We start from the raw sequence: 17,439 nt of genomic DNA, 5'->3' as shown, positions 1-17,439 counted from the left end.
GGGACGCGGGATGACAGGGCGGGACGACGGAGCGTGGGCCGGCATGGACTACCAGGGCTGGTTGGACCACGCGGACGTGACGCGGCGGCTCGATGCCGGGGCCGATCCGGAGAGGTGGGGCGCCGGAGGCTCACGCCCCCTGCACCGCGCGGCGATTTTCGGCTCGCCCGAGGTCGTCGCCGAGCTGTCCCGCCGCGTCGCCGACGTGGACGCGCTGGAGAACGGGGCAACCGCCTTGTGGGAGGCGGTGGTCGCCGGCCGTACCGAGAACGCACGAGCGCTCGCCGCCGCCGGAGCCGACCCGCTGTGGAGCGGGTTCGGCGGCTGGACTCCGGCCCGGCTGAGTCTGGCCGGACCGGAGCCGGACCTGTTCACGCCGGCCGAGGGCGTACCGCCCCTGACGGAGACCGAGCGCGCGATGGCGGAGGAGAGCCGGAGGCTCCTCGCGGCGCTCGGCGAGTTCCACCACGACGGCCTGGGGCTGGCCTGCGTCGCCGGGATCGACGCCGAGGAGGCGATACGCCGTCTGGAGGCGAGGCCGGCCGACGCCCGGCTGATGGAAGACCTGCTGGCGGACCCGTACGAGTACGAGCTGGACGACACCCTGCTGCTGGTCGGCGTGACAACCGTGCCCGGCGGCTGCGTGCTCACCCAGCCCTGGGGATACGGCCCGTCGATGCCCGGACTGCACGCCCGTCTCTCCCCCGGCACCGTCTCCTACGGCCTCTACGCCAACCCCAAGAGCGGCAACCAGGGCAGCGTCCACCGTGACGGCGTCTGCGAGGGCTGGGACCTGCACCCGGGTGGCGGCCCGTACGCCGAGGACAGCCCGGAGGAGGCCCTGCTCTCGTACCTCCACCACTACAAGGCCGTGGCCTACTCCCTCGCCCGCACCGGCCTCCGCCCCACCGACGCCCGCGCGGTCATCGGCCCACCGGACCACTGGGTCGAACTGCCGGAGCGCGACTACTGGGCGATGTGAAAAGGGGTCCCGAGGCTCAAGCGACCAGCTCCGAACGCCTTTTTCAAGGAATGGTCAGAGGGCCTCAACCCACCCTCCCACCCCGCGTGTTGACTTGACGCATTCGACTTGCCACGCACAGTCACGATCGTCTAGCGTGCCCGGATAACGGACGAAACAGCCCCCGTCAGGCGCTACCAACACCTGCGGGGGCTTGACCAACAAGATCGGAACAAGCGATCCCATGGCTGACAGTCAGCTTAGTGCTGCCCCCTCGCCCGCGCACGCCGCCCCGCACCCCATGGCCAACCCGGGGTACGGAAAGCGGTCCGCGCCGGACCAACACCGCCGCACCCGTCACGACTTCGCCCATCTCCCGCCTCGCGAAGCCGCCATCGCCGGGTACGTCGACCGGCTCCCCGACGGCGCCGACATCTCCGTGAAGACGCTGGCCAAGCAGCTCCCCTACGGCCAGTGCGCCCTCCGTACCGCCCTCAACAACCTCCAACGGGCAGGGCACCTGAGGCGGGGCCGGGAACATCTGACCGACCCGGGGAGCCGTCGCTGGATCACCCGATCGTGGTGGTCCCGTACCGCACACGACGATGACTGGTGGGCGGCGTTCACGCGGGGCGCCGTACCGGAGCCGGAGGAGCCCCCCGACCGAGCCCGCCCCACCCGCCCCACCCGCTCCCGCGCCCACATCCTCCTCGCCGCCCTCGGCCGCACCGCCCCGGCCCTCTCCCTCTCCCAGGCCGACTGCGCGGCCCTCGCCCCGCTGCTGGCGGAGTGGTTCGCCCGCGGCGCCACCGACGAACACGCCGTCCAGGCCCTGACCAGCGGGCTCCCCTCCCCCGTCCACCACCCTGCCGCCCTCCTCCGCAGACGCCTCACCGACAAGCTCCCGCCCGAGCCGGCACGGCCACCCGCTCGCCCGCCCCTCCGCATCCTGGAGTGCGCGAAGTGCCGCACTCCGGGCCGCCCGGAGGCCCTGCCCGGCGGCATCTGCGGCGCATGCCGGGGCGAACGCGCCCCCAGCAGCCCCAACACGCCCCTGTCGCCTTCCGAGGTCCAGTCCCGCGCCGCCCAGATCCGTGGCGCGATGAACCAACGACGAGAGAGGACACCCGCATGACCGCTCCTACGGTCCGACGACGTCACCCCGGGGCACGATGGAGGGGAGGAGGCGAAGCCATGACCCCCAGCACCGCTGAACGACCGCAAATGCCAGTCGAGGACTTCGAGGAACTCGCGGGCGTGGCCCCGGAGGGCGTGCGGCTCGAATTCGTCGACGGGAAGGTTCGCACAAAGGACCCCCTCAGCGTCGAGGACTTCGAAGAGCTGGATCGGCGAGCTCCGGAGACGGTCCGGCTTGAGTACATCAACGGAAAACTAGAGGTCAAGGCGATGCCGGACGGCAACCACAGCGAGATCCACATGTGGCTGCTGGAGCAGTGCCTGCAACACCGCCCCGACCTGCGCCTCCACCACGAGCGCGGCGTCAAGACCGAGGCCTACCGCAAGGGTCGCGCACGCACCGACGGGGCCCTAGTGCCGCGAGGCCATTTCAAAGGGCATGGTGAGTGGTCTGCCGCCAATGGCGTACTCATGGTCGTCGAGATCACCTCGCACGACCGCGACACCGATCAACGGGACCGCATCGACAAACCCGTCGGCTACGCGGCGGTCGACATCCCCGTCTACCTGCTCATCGACCGTGACAACAACACTGTCGTCGTCTACAGCGACCCTGAGGACAGCCGCTACCAGGAGACTGCGTCCTACCCCTGGGGAACCCTCGTCGAGCTCCCCGCCCCCCTTGCCTTCACCCTGGACACCGAGGAGCTCAAGGACTACGCCGACTGAACTCACCGCCGTGTTGTCAGCGCCCCGTGCGACCCTGGTCGGCATGAACCACTCCCAGCTGACCGCCCTGGGCCGCGCTCTTCGTCTGCTCGGCGAGCACGGGGAGGCACTGTCCGCCGACACGCCCGACGCCAAGCTGCACGAGGTGAAGGACGACCTGCGGCGCGCCCTCGACCTGCTGGAGGAGAGCGTCAGCGCGGCCGCGCCCACCACCCGGTGCGCCGAGCATCCGCAGGGGCCCGTGGACGAGAGCGCCCCTGACCTGTGCCTGCTCTGCGAGACGCGGCGGCGGGCCGCGCGGCGGTCGGAGTACGCGAGTGGTCCCCGACCGGTGCCGGGCGAGGCCGTCAGCCCCTCCATGTCCCGGTACGGGGTGCGGGGCGACCGCCCGCAGCCGCAGCAGCGCTGGCTGCCGGAGGCGTGGAACGGCCGGGAGTGGGAGCTGTGCGGCACCCCCCGGCGGGACCGGCAGGAGGCCGAGCTGTACCTGGCCGCCCAGCGGCGCGGCTCCCGACCGGCGATGGCCTACCGGCTGGTGCACGAGTTCACCGACTACGAGGTGCTCCGGGTGTGGGGCACACCCGTACATGTGGACATCGAGCCGCTCGGCAATCTGTAGCGACCAATGGCGCGATTCCACTTTCTCTGACTAAAGTCAGCGAATGGATGCGGCACAGATCGAGCAAGTACGGCGGTTCAACCGCACCGTCACCGAGCGCGTGGGCGTGCTCCACGACCGCTACCTGGGCCGCGACCGGCCGATCGGCGAGGCCCGGCTGCTCTGGGAGATCGGCGAGCGGGGCGACGACGTGCGGCGGCTGCGGGAGCGGCTCGGGCTCGACTCCGGGTACGTCAGCCGGCTGCTGCGGTCCCTGGAGGCCGACGATCTGGTGGCGGTGGAGCCGCAGCCCCAGGACCGGCGGGTGCGTACCGTGCGGCTCACGGAGAAGGGGCGGGCGGAACGCACCCTGCTCGACGACCGCAGCGACGACCTGGCGGGTTCGATGCTCCAGCCGCTCAACGCCGCGCAGCGCGCCCGGCTGGTCGCGGCCATGGCCGAGGTCGACCGGCTGCTGACCGCCGGGACGGTCACCCTGGACGTCGTCGACCCCGGCCACCCGGACGCCCGGCACTGCCTGCTGGCCTACTTCGCCGAGTTGCAGGAGCGCTTCGACACCGGCTTCGATCCCGCCCGCAGCCTGCTGCCCGACGCCGGTGAGCTCCGCTCGCCGCACGGCCTGTTCCTGGTCGCCCGGCTGCACGGCGAACCCATCGGCTGCGCCGGGGTGAAGCTGCCGGCCGGGGCCCCGGCGGAGATCAAGCGGATGTGGGTCTCCCCGCAGGCCCGCAGGCTCGGCCTCGCCCGTCGCTTCCTGACCGAACTGGAAGCGCGGGCCGCCCGGCACGGTTACGACACCCTGCGCCTCGACACCAACAAGACGCTCGACGCCGCGATCAGCCTCTACCACTCCTTCGGCTTCCAGGAGGTCCCCGCCTTCAACGACGAGCCCTACGCCCACCACTGGTTCGAGAAGCGGATCACCGCGCCGTCAGCCGAGCAGCGGTGACGGTCCCGCACTCGTACCCCCCTCTGCACACAGCCGCCTGCTCGTCGTGGGCAGGGGGCGGGGGGCTGCTCGCCGTCATCGTCACTCGCTTTCTTCGACCGGGGGTATGTGTTCGTTCGGCCGCGGGCCGGTGGGGGTGCTCGCGCCCACGCGGCGGAGCCGCATATGGACGCAGCCCCGCGCCCCCCCCTTCGGGGCCGTTCGGTCCGGGAGCATAGAAGTGCCGGGCGGGTCTCACTCGTCGGGGTGAGAGCCGCCCGGCCTGTGGGGTCGGGGAGGGTTACGCCTTGGCGGTGACCGCCTCGGGCTCCTCGGTCGGCGTGGGCTCGGCCGGTACGGCCGGCTTGCGGCGCGGGATGAGCGTGGCGACCAGGAACGCGAGGAGGGCGGCCCCGGCACCGATGGCCATGACGACCTTGAAGCCGTTCTCGGAGGGGAGCGCGTGACCGCCGAAGTCGGTGGTCATCTGGGCGAGGATGACGCCGGCGAGGGCGCTGGCGAAGCTGGTGCCCAGGGAGCGCATGAGGGTGTTGAGGCTGTTGGCGGCGCCGGTCTGGGAGGGGTCGACCGCGCCCATGATGAGGGCGGGCAGCGCACCGTAGGTGAAGCCGACACCGGCGCCGATGATGCAGGAGACCAGGATCAGGTGCCACACCTCGGACATCAGCACGATGTTCAGGGCGTAACCGGCGGAGACGATCAGCGCGCCGACCATGAGGGTGACCTTGGGGCCCTTGGCCTGGGTGAGCTTGGCGGAGACGGCGGACATGGCCATCATCACCAGACCCTGCGGGGCGAGCACCAGGCCGACGGTGAGCATCGACCTGCCGAGGCCGTACCCGGTCTGCTCGGGCAGCTGGAGGAGCTGCGGCAGGACCAGGGACATCGCGAACATCGAGAAGCCGAGGGCGACCGAGGCCAGGTTGGTGAAGAGGACCTGCGGCTTGGCGGTCGTACGGAGGTCGACCAGCGGCTGCTCGGCGCGCAGCTCCCAGAAGCCCCAGGCGAGCAGGATCACGACGGCGGCCGTGGCCAGACCGAGGGTGGTGCCGGAGGTCCAGCCCCAGGTGGCGCCCTTGGAGACGGCGAGCAGCAGCGCGACCAGACCGGCGGACAGGCCGAGCGCGCCGGCCAGGTCGAAACGGCCGCCGGTGCGGACCTTGGACTCGGGCACGATCAGCATGACCAGCAGGAAGGCGACGGCGCCGAGGGCGGCCGAGGTCCAGAACAGGATGTGCCAGTCCCACTTGTCGGCGATGAAGGCCGCGGCGGGCAGACCGAGCGCGCCGCCGACACCGAGCGAGGCGCTCATCAGGGCGGTGGAGCCGGCCAGCCGCTCGGCGGGCAGGGCGTCGCGCATGATGCTGATGCCGAGCGGGACGACGGCGGCGGCCAGGCCCTGGAGCGTACGGCCGACGATCATCGGGACCAGGGAGTCGGCCAGCGCGCACACGACCGAGCCTGAGACCAGGAGCACGATGCTGGTCAGCAGCATCCGCCGTTTGCCGATCATGTCGCCGAGGCGCCCCACGACCGGGGTGGCCACGGCCGCGGCCAGCAGGGTGGCGGTGACCGCCCAGGCCGTGTCCGAGGCCGGGGCGTTCAGCAGGGTGGGCAGCTCCGGGACGATCGGGATGACCAGGGTCTGCATCAGCGAGACGACGATTCCGGCCAGGGCCAGCACCGCCACCACGGCGTTCGACCTCGGCGGGGCGGGTGTTCCCGCCGCGGCGGGTCGGGTGAGGGCGTCGGACATGGGGGCGGGCCTCCATCGGGCGGGCTCGATGAGCGAAGTGGTGACTGCTTGACTTAAGCAACCTTAAGTCGATTGATTGAGTTAAGCAAGTTAATTCCAGGAAAACTCCGCTGACCTGCGACAACATGCCCTACCGGAGTGCCGAGGGGCGACTACACCCCTCGGCGCCCCCTCAGCCGTGCTCGGCGACGAACGCTCGGGCGCGCTCCTCGTCGATCTCGTAGACCGTCTCGTGCGCCTGCGGATCGCGTGCGTGGAAGGTGTGGAACATCGGGCTCGCCGGCCCGTCCAGCTCCACCAGCGAGGCGCTCGCACCCCGCACCGCCCGCTCTCCCCCGGCCGCCACGGTCAGGTCGATCCGGTTGACGACCCCGGGCGTCACCCACACCGGCACCGACTCCAGCAGGCCGAAGAGCTGGAGGTGGTAGTGCCCGGTGAGGATCACCCGTACGTCGCTCCCCCGGATCACCGCCGCCAGGTCCCCGGGGTCACGGAGCCCGAAGGCCCGCTGGGTCGCCGAGAGGTCGAGGGCGAACGGCGGGTGGTGGAAGGCGAGGACCGTGCCGCGCTCGGCCGGGGTGCGCAGTACCTCGCGCAGCCACTCCAGCTGGGGCGCGCCCAGTCGGCCGTAGACCTTCCCGGGCACGAGCGAGTCCAGGGTGACGAAGCGCCGGCCGCCGACCGTGCTGACCGCGGCGCGCTCCTGCGACCCGAACACCGCCTCGGCGCGATCGGTGCCGTCGGCCGCGAGATGGCCACTGCCCAGCACCTTGGCGAAGGCCTCGCGCTCGTCGTGGTTGCCGGTGGTGCAGAAGACGGGGATGTCACGGGCCCCGGCGTAGTCACCGATCAGCGTGCGCAGGGCGGTGTACGCCTCCACCGCGCCGTCGTCGGCGAGGTCACCGGTGACGACGACCGCGTCGAGGCCCTGGAGATGCCGGAGTTCGTCGAGCATCAGCCGCAGGGACGCGGTGGCGTTGACACCGCGCCGGTTGGGGGCGTCGGTGCGGTCCAGGTGGGTGTCGGAGAGATGCAGGATCCTCATCTCCCGGAGCCTAGAAGCCGGTTGGCCCCACTGCCCAGAACACCCGGAAGCCCGGCAGCCCGAAACACCGGAACACCGGAACACCGGAAGAAGGACCGCAACCGCCGGCCGGAGGGGCAGGCGCCGCGGCCGGCGAGCCGGGGGACAGACGCCGTGATCAGCGGGCCAGGGGGCAGACGCGGCGGTCAGTCGACCGGGGGCAGACACCACCGCCAGCCCACCGAAGAAACAGACGGCACTGTCAGCAGGCCGGAGAGGCAGACAGCGCTGTCACAGGCCGAAGAAGCAGACGGCGCTGTCAGCCGGCCGGGCGCCACATTGTCGTCACGGTCTGGCCGCCCGGCGTGACGAGTTCGCCCCGCGGGACGAAGCCGACGCTCTCGTACCGGCGGTCGTTGGCGGGGTTCGTGGACTCCAGGTACGCGTTCGCGCCGATGTCGTCGAGCCGGGCCAGCGTGTCGGACAGAAGCGCCATGCCGAGCCCCTTGCCCCGGTGGTCGGCGTGGGTGCCGAGGATGGTCAGATGGTAGAAGGGCTCCTCCGGGTGCGCGGCCCCGAAGCTCGCCTCCGTCTCCTCGACGGCCCGCGCCACCCCGGCCCCCGCGACCCGCTCCATCACCTCGCCCCGCCGCCGCTCCTCCGCCTCGGTCAGCTCGACACCGCCCGGCGGAATCCACACGGCCACCGCCTCCGCGCCCGGGGTCACGAACGTCCACGGATAGCGCAGCGCGGCATCGGCGTAGACCCGCCACAGCTCCGCCATCTGCGCGGCCCGCCGGGCCTCGTCCGGAAAGACCGGCCCCCACACCGGGTCCCGGAGGAAGGCACTGGTCAACGTGGACACGACGGCATCGAGATCGGCGGACGTGGCCTGCCGCGAGGAGTGGCTCATGAGGACGACGGTAACGGCGGGGCCGTACACCGCCCCCACCGGCCGCTTCCTTCAGGTTGACCCGGTATACAGCGGGAGTGCGCATACCTATGACGTCGGCGTCGTGATGAACCGCCTGATCGGGCAACTACGGGTCTCGATGCTGTTCGTCCTCGTGATCAGGGCCCTCGACCTCGTGGTGGACGTCGTCGAGCACCCACGGCGGGGAAACCTCCCGGGGACCCTGGGCGGCTGGGCCCTGACCACGGTCGTCCTCTGTGTCCTGGTGGCCGTGGTGCACTGCGCGGTCCACGGCGTGCACCGCCGCCGTCTCCTCCTCGACCGGGGTCCGGGGCTGCTCAAGCAGCTGCGCACGTCGCTTCTGATCACTCTCGGAGTGACGACCTTCGGCCTGGCGTTCGACCTCGTCAGCGCCCTGTCGCCGGGGGAGTTCCTGAGCGCGCTGGGAGACTGGGCCGGGGCGGCGGCCGTCCTGTGCGTCTGCGTGGCCGTGGCGCACACCTTGGTCCACACCGCCGCGCGCCTCGGGCGGCCCGAGGGCAGGGAAGTGCGCGTGGCCGGGGCCGGGCTGGTGATCATGCTCGCGGTCGACGCTGTCTACACCCAGCCGCTGTGGACGAGGGCGGCCGAGGACCCCCGGACGCCGTTCCGGCTGGCGTGTGCCCTGATCGCCCTGATTCCGGCACTGACCGGCGTGGTGTCATGGGCCCTGGCGGGACGACGCCGACGGGAGCCGTCCGTCGCGTGGAACCGGGCCCTGCTCTTCGGGATCGTGTCCGTGCCGCTCCAGGCGGTGCTGGCCCTGACCTTCCTGGCGGTGACCTGACCGTGCGCGTACCCGACGCGCCCGCCACGGCCGTGGGCTGTCCACGGCAGGCACCCTCCGACACCCCGGAACAGCCGGGCCGGCCGGGACACAGACCGTCCCGGCCGGCCGCCACCACCCCGCCGACGCTCAGCCAAGCGTCTTCAGCGACGCCGCGTCGTACGCCGACAGCTCGTCCGTCCGGCCGGCCAGGACCTTCGCCGCCCACTCGGGGTCCTGGAGCAGGGCACGGCCGACGGCGACCATGTCGTACTCGTCGCGCTCCAGGCTGTCGAGGAGGTCGTCGATGCTCTTGAGCGGGGAGCCCTCGCCCATGAAGCCCTTGATGAAGTCGCCGTCGAGGCCGACCGAGCCGACGGTGATGGTGGGCCTGCCGGTGAGCTTCTTGGTCCAGCCGGCCAGGTTCAGGTCGGAGCCCTCGAACTCGGGGAGCCAGTAGCGGCGGGTGGAGGCGTGGAAGACGTCGACGCCGACGGCGGCCAGCGGGGTGAGGATCGCCTCCAGCTCCTCGGGGGTCTCGGCCAGGCGGGCGTCGTAGTTGTCGGACTTCCACTGCGAGTAGCGGAAGATGACCGGGAACTCGGCGGAGACCGACTCGCGTACGGCCGCCACGACCTCCGCGGCGAACTTCGTGCGGGCGACCCGGTCGCCGCCGTACGCGTCGGTGCGGCGGTTGGTGCCCGCCCACAGGAACTGGTCGAGCAGGTAGCCGTGGGCGCCGTGCAGCTCGACACCGTCGAAGCCGATGCGCTCGGCGGCGGCCGCGGCCTCGGCGAACGCGCTGATCACGTCGTCCAGGTCCTGCCGGGTCATCGCCCGGCCCTCGCCCTCGGTGCCGTCCAGACGGATGCCGGAGGGGCCGACGGCGGGGGCGTCCGCGACCGGCGGCTGGCCCTGCTTGCGCACCATGCCGATGTGCCACAGCTGCGGGACGATCGTGCCGCCGGCCGCGTGCACCCCCTCGGCGACCTTCGCCCAGCCCGCCAGCTGCTCCTCGCCGTGGAACCGCGGGACGCGGCTGCTCTGCCCGGCCGAGTCGTGGCCGACGTACGTCCCCTCGGTGACGATCAGACCGACACCGGCGGCGGCCCGGCGCGAGTAGTACGAGACCACGTCCTCGCCGGGGACGCCGCCGGGGCTGAACTGGCGGGTCATCGGCGCCATCACGATCCGGTTGGGGACCGTGAGGCCGTTCAGGGCGATGGGACGGGAGAGAATCTCGGCCGCGCGGGAAGCAGGGGGCGTGGTGACGGTCACGTGGGGGGCTCCTCGTGAATAGGTCGTATACCGGTCGGTATGTGCACGCGCATTGAGTGCACGTCTGTGCACAACGACCCGCCCGGTCGCGCGCATTCCCGGTCCCGCCCGGGTGCCGTGTGACCCCGGACACGGAGACAGGGAACGCCGAAGGGCGGCACCCCCTGTCGAACAGGGAGTGCCGCCCTCGGTGCTGCGTCGGAACCGCCGAGCCGTCAGGCTCAGAAGTCCATGTCACCGCCCGGCATGCCGCCCGGAGCGGCCGCGGCGGCCTTCTCCGGCTTGTCGGCGATGACGGCCTCGGTGGTGAGGAACAGCGCGGCGATGGAGGCGGCGTTCTGCAGGGCAGAGCGCGTCACCTTCGCCGGGTCGATGATGCCCTCGGCGATCAGGTCGACGTACTCGCCGGTCGCGGCGTTGAGGCCGTGACCCGGGGTGAGGTTGCGGACCTTCTCCACCACGACGCCGCCTTCGAGGCCGGCGTTGACGGCGATCTGCTTCAGCGGGGCCTCGAGGGCGAGCTTCACGGCCTGCGCGCCGGTCGCCTCGTCACCCTCCAGCTCCAGCTTCTCGAAGACCTGGGAGGCCTGCAGCAGGGCCACGCCACCACCGGCGACGATGCCCTCCTCGACGGCCGCCTTGGCGTTGCGCACGGCGTCCTCGATGCGGTGCTTGCGCTCCTTGAGCTCGACCTCGGTCGCGGCACCGGCCTTGATGACGGCGACGCCACCGGCGAGCTTGGCCAGGCGCTCCTGGAGCTTCTCGCGGTCGTAGTCCGAGTCGGACTGCTCGATCTCGGCGCGGATCTGGTTGACCCGGCCGGCGACCTGGTCGGACGAGCCGGCACCGTCGACGATGGTGGTCTCGTCCTTGGTGATGACCACCTTGCGGGCCTTGCCCAGCAGGTCGAGGGTCGTGTTCTCCAGCTTGAGACCGACCTCCTCGGAGATGACCTCGCCGCCGGTGAGGATGGCGATGTCGTTCAGCATCGCCTTGCGGCGGTCGCCGAAGCCCGGGGCCTTGACCGCGACGGACTTGAAGGTGCCGCGGATCTTGTTGACGACCAGGGTCGACAGGGCCTCGCCCTCGACGTCCTCGGCGATGATCAGCAGCGGCTTGCCCGACTGCATGACCTTCTCGAGGAGCGGGAGCAGGTCCTTGACGGAGCCGATCTTCGAGTTGGCGATCAGGATGTACGGGTCGTCGAGGGACGCCTCCATACGCTCCATGTCGGTGGCGAAGTACGCCGAGATGTAGCCCTTGTCGAAGCGCATACCCTCGGTGAGCTCCAGCTCCAGACCGAAGGTCTGGGACTCCTCGACGGTGATGACGCCTTCCTTGCCGACCTTGTCCATGGCCTCGGCGATGAGCTCGCCGATCTGGGTGTCGGCGGCGGAGATGGAGGCGGTCGAAGCGATCTGCTCCTTGGTCTCCACGTCCTTGGCCTGCTCCAGCAGGGCACCGGAGACCGCCTCGACGGCCTTCTCGATACCGCGCTTGAGGGCCATCGGGTTGGCACCGGCGGCGACGTTGCGCAGGCCTTCCTTGACCAGGGCCTGGGCGAGGACGGTCGCGGTGGTCGTACCGTCACCGGCGACGTCGTCCGTCTTCTTGGCGACTTCCTTGACCAGCTCGGCGCCGATCTTCTCGTACGGGTCCTCCAGCTCGATCTCCTTGGCGATGGACACACCATCGTTGGTGATCGTGGGGGCGCCCCACTTCTTCTCAAGGACGACGTTGCGGCCCTTGGGGCCGAGGGTGACCTTGACGGCGTCGGCGAGCTGGTTCATACCGCGCTCAAGGCCGCGCCGCGCCTCCTCGTCGAACGCGATGATCTTGGCCATGTGAAGTGGTCCCTCCAGGACTGGGGGTGAGTCTTCAGGACCGCGCCCGCGCCCGCGACGGACGGCTCGCCGACCCGTGGGTTCCTTGCCCCACCCGGCCTGCGGGCCTCACCGACCCGGTCCTTCGTTGTCACTCTCACCTTCAGAGTGCTAACGCCAATGATTAGCACTCGGCCTAGGCGAGTGCAAGCGGCTCTCGCGGACTGGGGGCCGGGACTTGGACCGGGACACGGGCCGGGGCACGGGCCGGGACATGCCGAAGGGCCCGTGCCCCGGGAGGCACGAGCCCTTCGAAGAAATACAGAAGAACGTCGCTGTCAGTCGGCGCGTGCTTCAGCCGGTCGCCAGCCGGACCATGTCCGCCTGCGGCCCCTTCTGGCCCTGCGAGATCTCGAAATCGACTCGCTGACCCTCTTCCAGGGTGCGGTACCCGTCCATCTGGATCGCGCTGTAGTGGACGAAAACATCCGCACCACCGTCGACCGCGATGAAGCCGTACCCCTTCTCCGCGTTGAACCACTTGACGGTGCCCTGAGCCATGCCTAACTCCCCTATTACTGGCCCTTGCACAGATCCACACTTCGCGGATCCGGGTCAGACCTCACCCCCCAATGGTTGGGGGCGTGCGCCGGAACGCGTCGACCGCGGCTGAATGTATCTGTCCAACTGCCCTCTGCAACAGGTCAATCGGACGAGAATTCTGGACGGGAGTGGTCCGGAATGTAGCGAGAATTCGGCCGAATTCAGGGCAAGTCGGGCCCCATAAAGGCCACAAAAGCCGCATTTAACCCGCACACTTTGGCTACTTCTTGCCGGGCTCGCGGTATGAATTCGGGGCCCCCGACCCGGAGATCGGGACCGTGTTCCCCAACTCTACCGCGCTCAACCCCACAGAATTGCCCCCTCCACTTCTCTCACGGAGGGGGCAATCGGATGAACACTCGGTGATGGGCATTACCGAAGGTAATGTTCGGTCATTCGGCCATCACGTCACGGGGTGGGCGGGTCAGCCGCCGGCGACGGCCGGGATGATGGAGACGCCGGCCCCGTCCGGGGTGGCGGTCTCCAGGCCCTGCTCGAACCGCACGTCGTCGTCGTTGACGTACACGTTGACGAAGCGGCGCAGCTTGCCCTGGTCGTCGAGAACGCGCGCGGAGATCCCGGTGTGGTTCTTCTCCAGGTCGGAGATGACCTCGCCGAGCGTGGTCCCCTCGGCGGTGACCTCGGCCCGGCCGCCGGTGTAGGTGCGCAGGATGGTGGGGATGCGAACGGTGACGCTCACGTTTTTACCTCCGGTCTGGGCAACGCCCAATTTCTCGGGGGACTCAGGCGAGCCCGGCCTCGCGGAAAGACTCCAGATTCGGGCGAATGGTCGCGGTGAGTCCGGTTCCCGCAACCGCGTCCAGCGTCTTCAGTCCATCACCGGTGTTGAGTACAACGACCGTCTTCGCCGGATCAATCAGCCCATTCTCAATGAGCTTCTTGGTGACTCCAACCGTCACTCCGCCGGCGGTTTCCGCGAAGATTCCCTCGGTCCGCGCGAGCAGCTTGATCGCGTCGACGACCTGCTCGTCGTTCACGTCCTCCACGGCACCGCCGGTGCGGCGCGCGATGTCCAGGACGTACGGTCCGTCGGCCGGGTTGCCGATGGCGAGGGACTTGGCGATGGTGTTCGGCTTCTGCGGACGGACCACGTCGTGGCCCTCCTTGTAGGCCACCGACACCGGCGAGCACCCCTCGGCCTGGGCGCCGAAGATCTTGTACGGCCTGTCCTCGACCAGGCCGAGCTTGATCAGCTCCTGCAGACCCTTGTCGATCTTCGTGAGCTGCGAGCCGGAGGCGATCGGGATGACCAGCTGATCCGGGATCCGCCAGCCGAGCTGCTCGCAGATCTCGTACGCCAGGGTCTTGGAGCCCTCCGCGTAGTACGGCCGCAGGTTGACGTTGACGAAGCCCCAGCCCTCGCCGGCCGGGTCACCGATCAGCTCGGAGCAGAAACGGTTCACGTCGTCGTAGTTGCCCTCGATGCCGACGAGCTCGCCGCCGTAGATCGCGGCCATGACGATCTTGCCCTGCTCCAGGTCGTGCGGGATGAAGACGCAGGAGCGGAAGCCGGCCCGGGCGGCGGCGGCACCGACCGCGCCGGCCAGGTTGCCGGTGGAGGAGCAGGAGAGGGTGGTGTAGCCGAAGGCACGGGCGGCCTCGACGGCCTGGGCGACGACGCGGTCCTTGAAGGAGTGCGTCGGGTTGCCGGAGTCGTCCTTCACGTACAGCCCGCCGGTGACGCCGAGCTCACGGGCCAGGTTGTCGGCCTTGACGAGCTTGGTCCAGCCGGGGTTGATGTTCGGCTTGGTCGCCACGTCCGCGGGGACGGGCAGCAGCGGCGCGTAGCGCCAGATGTTCGCGGGACCCGCTTCGATCGTCTTGCGGAGTTCCTCGGTGTCGTAGGCCGAGAAGTCGTACGCGATCTCCAGCGGGCCGAAACACTCCTCGCAGGCGAACACCGGGCCGAGCGGTACCCGGTGACCGCATTCGCGGCAGCTCAGCGCGGTGGCGGGACCGAGGTCTACGGTGGATTCCGTGGTGCTTGCAACAGTCTGCGCAGCCATGTGAGGCGAGGCCCTTTCTCCTCATCTTCCTCACGACGCATCTCGTCGTGAGACGGATTTGGCACCTTCCCTAGCCGGGAGCCTCGCGAGCGATCGACACTGATCGGCGATCTACGAGAACCGACTGGAGGGTTGCCGGGGCTTCAACGGGCCGTTTCCCTCTGCCCCTCTGGATGAGCGGTATGCGGTTGTCAACGCCGGGTGACCCCAGGACATGCGATGGTCATCGGCGTTGTTCAAGACTGTAACCGAAGGCCAGGACAGTTGAGAGAGTCGTCCGAACCGCGAGATGGATCACACGTCGTCGTGTGGCCGTGACAGTGAGGAGCCGCTGACCGTGCTGGAAGAAGTCGAGCGCTGGCTGGCCACCCGCTCCTGGTCCGTAACCGATCGTCCGCTGCACAAGGTGATGGCCGCCAAACGGTCCTCCGGGCAGACGGTCAGCGTCGTGCTGCCCGCGCTCAACGAGGAGGAGACCGTCGGCGACATCGTGGCGGTCATCCGCCACGACCTCATGCAGCAGGTGCCGCTCGTCGACGAGATCGTGGTCGTCGACTCCGGCTCCACCGACCGCACGGCGGCCGTGGCCGCGGCGGCCGGCGCCCGCGTCGTGCACCGCGACGCGATCCTGCCCCGCATCCCCGCCGTCCCCGGCAAGGGCGAGGTCCTCTGGCGCTCCCTCCTGGTCACCACCGGGGACGTCGTCTGCTTCATCGACGCCGACCTGCGCGACTTCTCCTCCGACTTCGTCACCGGCATCGTCGGCCCGCTCCTCACCGACCCGGACGTGGACCTGGTCAAGGCGATGTACGACCGCCCGCTCGGCGGCGCCGCCGGACAGGGCGGGCGGGTCACCGAGCTGATGGCCCGCCCGCTGCTGAACATGCACTGGCCGCAGCTGGCCGGGTTCGTGCAGCCGCTCGGCGGCGAGTACGCGGCCCGCCGCTCGCTCCTCGAACAGCTCCCCTTCCCGGTGGGCTACGGCGTGGAGCTGGGCATGCTGGTCGACGCCCTGCACCTGGTGGGGCTCAACGCGTTGGCGCAGGTCGACGTGGGGGTCCGCAAACACCGCCACCAGGACGGCCAGGCCCTCGGCCGGATGTCCGCCGCGATCTACCGCACGGCCCAGCTGCGACTGGCCCGCGGCCATCTGATCCGCCCCTCCCTCACCCAGTTCGAACGCGGCGAGGACGGCTTCGAGCCGCGCACCTACTCCGTGGACACGGAGGAACGGCCGCCGATGGCGGAGATCGCGGAGTACGCCGAACGCAAGGTGGCGTGACTTCGTCGTACGGCCGTATACGGCGGCGCGTCGGGCGTGGCCGTACGTTTGAGCGTTTCCGGGCCGGGCTAGGTTGAGGCGTATGGCTTCCCCCATGGCTTCCACCGACGGTGCCGAGGTGCTGGTCGCGTCCAATCGCGGCCCGGTCTCGTACGACCTGCGCGAGGACGGTTCGCTGCACGCCAGACGGGGCGGCGGCGGGCTGGTCTCGGGGCTGTCGGCGATCGGGCCGGACGCGAACGCGGTGTGGGTGTGCGCGGCGCTGGGCGACGGTGACCGGGAGGCGGTGCGGCGGGCCGGAGGCGGCCGGCTGCCGGCCGAGGACACCGGCGGGCAGCAGGTCCGGATGCTCGACATCGACGCGGACGTGTTCTCCGACGCGTACAACGGCATCGCGAACTCGGTCCTCTGGTTCGTCCACCACATGCTCTACCAGACCCCGCTGGAGCCGGTCCTCGACGCGGAGTTCCGCCGGCAGTGGGCGTCCTACCAGGCCTACAACCGCGCCTTCGCGGAGGCGCTGGCGCAGGAGGCGGCCGAGGGCGCGGTGGTGGTGATCCAGGACTACCACCTGGCCCTGGCCCCCCGGATGCTCCGCCGTCTCCGCCCCGACCTGCGGATCGGCCACTTCTCGCACACCCCCTGGGCACCGCCGGACTACTTCCGCCTCCTGCCCGACGACATCGCGGCGGAGCTGCTCAGCGGGATCCTCGGCGCCGATCACGCGGCGTTCCTGACGCGGCGGTGGGCGGACGCGTTCGTCGCCTGCTGTCATGCCGTGCTGGGTCCCGGTATCCCCTCCGGGGAGACCCGGATCGGGGTGCACGGGCTGGGGGCCGACGCGGACTTCCTGCGGAAGCGGTCGCACGAGCCGGACGTGGACGAGCGGATGCGGGCGCTGCGCGAGGAGATCGGCGGCGAGGGCCGCAGGACCATCGTCCGGGTCGACCGGACGGAGCTGTCGAAGAACATCGTGCGGGGGCTGCTGGCGTACCGGCAGCTGCTCGACGACCACCCCGAGTGGCGGGAACGGGTGGTGCATGTCGCGTTCGCGTACCCGTCCCGGCAGGACCTCGCGGTCTACCGGGACTACACGGCGGAGGTGCGGCGGGTCGCGGACGAGATCAACGCGGCGTACGGGACGGCCGGTTGGACGCCGGTGGTGCTGCACGTCAAGGACGACTTCGCACGGTCGCTGGCCGCGTACCGGCTGGCCGACGTGGCGCTGGTCAACCCGATCCGGGACGGGATGAACCTGGTGGCGAAGGAGATTCCCGTGGTGTCGGACGAGGGCTGTGTGCTGGTGCTGTCGCGGGAGGCGGGGGCGTACGAGGAGTTGGGCGAGGACGCGGTGGTGGTGAACCCGTACGACATCGGGGGGACGGCGGAGGCGTTGGCGCTGGCGCTGGCCATGCCGGCGGAGGAGCGGGCGGAGCGCTGCAAGAGGCTGGCCGCGGCGGCTACCGCGTTGTCTCCGGCGGCTTGGTTTCTTGAGCAGGTGGAGGCGTTGGGCGGGTAGACCGGGTAGAGGTT

At 70.4% G+C, this 17,439-nt stretch carries 16 protein-coding genes and 1 riboswitch; of the genes, 8 read left to right on the top strand and 8 right to left on the bottom strand.

All coding sequences use genetic code 11. The features are described 5' to 3' along the window. Positions 1-10 precede the first annotated feature (10 nt). From IEZ11_RS30315 to IEZ11_RS30295, 5 genes are all read left to right on the top strand, one after another. A complete protein-coding gene (locus tag IEZ11_RS30315; RefSeq protein ID WP_189266097.1) occupies positions 11-982 on the top strand; it encodes an ankyrin repeat domain-containing protein in 972 nt (323 codons plus the stop codon). 223 nt (positions 983-1,205) lie between these two features. Beyond that, positions 1,206-2,096: a hypothetical protein gene (locus tag IEZ11_RS30310; RefSeq protein ID WP_229713441.1), complete on the top strand. Its 891-nt coding sequence runs from the start codon at positions 1,206-1,208 to the stop codon at positions 2,094-2,096. A 59-nt stretch (positions 2,097-2,155) separates the two neighbouring features. Continuing rightward, positions 2,156-2,827 (top strand): Uma2 family endonuclease, encoded by a 672-nt coding sequence (locus tag IEZ11_RS30305; RefSeq protein WP_189266096.1) that lies wholly within the window; start codon positions 2,156-2,158, stop codon positions 2,825-2,827. A 43-nt stretch (positions 2,828-2,870) separates the two neighbouring features. Continuing rightward, complete coding sequence (locus IEZ11_RS30300; RefSeq protein WP_189266095.1) at positions 2,871-3,446, top strand: hypothetical protein; 576 nt, start codon at positions 2,871-2,873, stop codon at positions 3,444-3,446. Positions 3,447-3,489: 43 nt separating this feature from the next. Next, on the top strand, positions 3,490-4,395 hold the full coding sequence (locus IEZ11_RS30295) for a bifunctional helix-turn-helix transcriptional regulator/GNAT family N-acetyltransferase (protein ID WP_189266094.1): 906 nt from the start codon (positions 3,490-3,492) through the stop codon (positions 4,393-4,395). Positions 4,396-4,675: 280 nt separating this feature from the next. Here the strand turns inward: IEZ11_RS30295 and IEZ11_RS30290 are convergent, their stop codons facing one another. The 3 genes from IEZ11_RS30290 to IEZ11_RS30280 form a co-directional block, all read right to left on the bottom strand. Then, the gene (locus IEZ11_RS30290; protein ID WP_189266093.1) at positions 4,676-6,151 is read right to left on the bottom strand and encodes an MFS transporter; all 1,476 of its coding nucleotides are present in this window, start codon (positions 6,149-6,151) and stop codon (positions 4,676-4,678) included. 172 nt (positions 6,152-6,323) lie between these two features. Beyond that, positions 6,324-7,196: a metallophosphoesterase gene (locus IEZ11_RS30285; protein WP_189266092.1), complete on the bottom strand. Its 873-nt coding sequence runs from the start codon at positions 7,194-7,196 to the stop codon at positions 6,324-6,326. Between the two features lie 298 nt (positions 7,197-7,494). Continuing rightward, positions 7,495-8,088 carry a GNAT family N-acetyltransferase gene (locus tag IEZ11_RS30280; RefSeq protein ID WP_189266091.1) on the bottom strand — a complete coding sequence of 198 codons (594 nt, stop codon included), beginning with the start codon at positions 8,086-8,088 and terminating at the stop codon, positions 7,495-7,497. On the opposite strand from IEZ11_RS30280, the gene IEZ11_RS30275 reads away from it, so the two are divergent. Then, a complete protein-coding gene (locus tag IEZ11_RS30275; protein ID WP_189266090.1) occupies positions 8,087-8,914 on the top strand; it encodes a hypothetical protein in 828 nt (275 codons plus the stop codon). The two genes, IEZ11_RS30280 and IEZ11_RS30275, sit on opposite strands and share 2 nt — an antisense overlap. A 129-nt stretch (positions 8,915-9,043) precedes the next feature. On the opposite strand, the gene IEZ11_RS30270 is transcribed toward IEZ11_RS30275, so the two are convergent. From IEZ11_RS30270 to thrC, 5 genes are all read right to left on the bottom strand, one after another. After that, positions 9,044-10,171 carry an NADH:flavin oxidoreductase gene (locus IEZ11_RS30270; RefSeq protein ID WP_189266089.1) on the bottom strand — a complete coding sequence of 376 codons (1,128 nt, stop codon included), beginning with the start codon at positions 10,169-10,171 and terminating at the stop codon, positions 9,044-9,046. 221 nt (positions 10,172-10,392) lie between these two features. Then, positions 10,393-12,015, bottom strand: coding sequence for a chaperonin GroEL (groL, locus tag IEZ11_RS30265; protein WP_189266088.1), 1,623 nt, complete (start codon positions 12,013-12,015; stop codon positions 10,393-10,395). 333 nt (positions 12,016-12,348) lie between these two features. Beyond that, positions 12,349-12,555, bottom strand: coding sequence for a cold-shock protein (locus IEZ11_RS30260; RefSeq protein ID WP_007493268.1), 207 nt, complete (start codon positions 12,553-12,555; stop codon positions 12,349-12,351). A gap of 466 nt (positions 12,556-13,021) precedes the next feature. Continuing rightward, the gene (locus IEZ11_RS30255) at positions 13,022-13,297 is read right to left on the bottom strand and encodes a MoaD/ThiS family protein (RefSeq protein WP_189266087.1); all 276 of its coding nucleotides are present in this window, start codon (positions 13,295-13,297) and stop codon (positions 13,022-13,024) included. A gap of 43 nt (positions 13,298-13,340) precedes the next feature. Continuing rightward, on the bottom strand, positions 13,341-14,624 hold the full coding sequence (gene thrC / locus IEZ11_RS30250; protein ID WP_189266086.1) for a threonine synthase: 1,284 nt from the start codon (positions 14,622-14,624) through the stop codon (positions 13,341-13,343). An 18-nt stretch (positions 14,625-14,642) separates the two neighbouring features. Continuing rightward, a riboswitch (SAM riboswitch) is annotated at positions 14,643-14,804 on the bottom strand. Positions 14,805-14,961: 157 nt separating this feature from the next. On the opposite strand from thrC, the gene IEZ11_RS30245 reads away from it, so the two are divergent. Both IEZ11_RS30245 and IEZ11_RS30240 read left to right on the top strand, forming a co-directional pair. After that, on the top strand, positions 14,962-15,906 hold the full coding sequence (locus IEZ11_RS30245; RefSeq protein ID WP_189266085.1) for a glucosyl-3-phosphoglycerate synthase: 945 nt from the start codon (positions 14,962-14,964) through the stop codon (positions 15,904-15,906). Positions 15,907-16,000: 94 nt separating this feature from the next. Then, complete coding sequence (locus IEZ11_RS30240) at positions 16,001-17,425, top strand: alpha,alpha-trehalose-phosphate synthase (UDP-forming) (RefSeq protein WP_189266084.1); 1,425 nt, start codon at positions 16,001-16,003, stop codon at positions 17,423-17,425. The last annotated feature ends 14 nt before the right edge of the window (positions 17,426-17,439 follow it).

The sequence above is a fragment of the Streptomyces fuscichromogenes genome (assembly GCF_014645815.1).
GTDB lineage: Bacteria > Actinomycetota > Actinomycetes > Streptomycetales > Streptomycetaceae > Streptomyces > Streptomyces fuscichromogenes.
The sequence above is the reverse complement of the archived record's forward strand: the minus strand, read 5'-3'. Positions and strand labels throughout refer to the sequence as shown.

Coding starts and splice junctions, on each gene's coding strand:
- thrC (WP_189266086.1), bottom strand. CDS start 14,624: ATGGCTGCGCAGACTGTTGCAAGCACCACGGAATCCACCGTAGACCTC.
- IEZ11_RS30290 (WP_189266093.1), bottom strand. CDS start 6,151: ATGTCCGACGCCCTCACCCGACCCGCCGCGGCGGGAACACCCGCCCCG.
- IEZ11_RS30285 (WP_189266092.1), bottom strand. CDS start 7,196: ATGAGGATCCTGCATCTCTCCGACACCCACCTGGACCGCACCGACGCC.
- IEZ11_RS30280 (WP_189266091.1), bottom strand. CDS start 8,088: ATGAGCCACTCCTCGCGGCAGGCCACGTCCGCCGATCTCGATGCCGTC.
- IEZ11_RS30295 (WP_189266094.1), top strand. CDS start 3,490: ATGGATGCGGCACAGATCGAGCAAGTACGGCGGTTCAACCGCACCGTC.
- IEZ11_RS30310 (WP_229713441.1), top strand. CDS start 1,206: ATGGCTGACAGTCAGCTTAGTGCTGCCCCCTCGCCCGCGCACGCCGCC.
- IEZ11_RS30260 (WP_007493268.1), bottom strand. CDS start 12,555: ATGGCTCAGGGCACCGTCAAGTGGTTCAACGCGGAGAAGGGGTACGGC.
- IEZ11_RS30300 (WP_189266095.1), top strand. CDS start 2,871: ATGAACCACTCCCAGCTGACCGCCCTGGGCCGCGCTCTTCGTCTGCTC.
- IEZ11_RS30275 (WP_189266090.1), top strand. CDS start 8,087: ATGAGGACGACGGTAACGGCGGGGCCGTACACCGCCCCCACCGGCCGC.
- IEZ11_RS30315 (WP_189266097.1), top strand. CDS start 11: ATGACAGGGCGGGACGACGGAGCGTGGGCCGGCATGGACTACCAGGGC.
- IEZ11_RS30305 (WP_189266096.1), top strand. CDS start 2,156: ATGACCCCCAGCACCGCTGAACGACCGCAAATGCCAGTCGAGGACTTC.
- IEZ11_RS30240 (WP_189266084.1), top strand. CDS start 16,001: ATGGCTTCCACCGACGGTGCCGAGGTGCTGGTCGCGTCCAATCGCGGC.
- groL (WP_189266088.1), bottom strand. CDS start 12,015: ATGGCCAAGATCATCGCGTTCGACGAGGAGGCGCGGCGCGGCCTTGAG.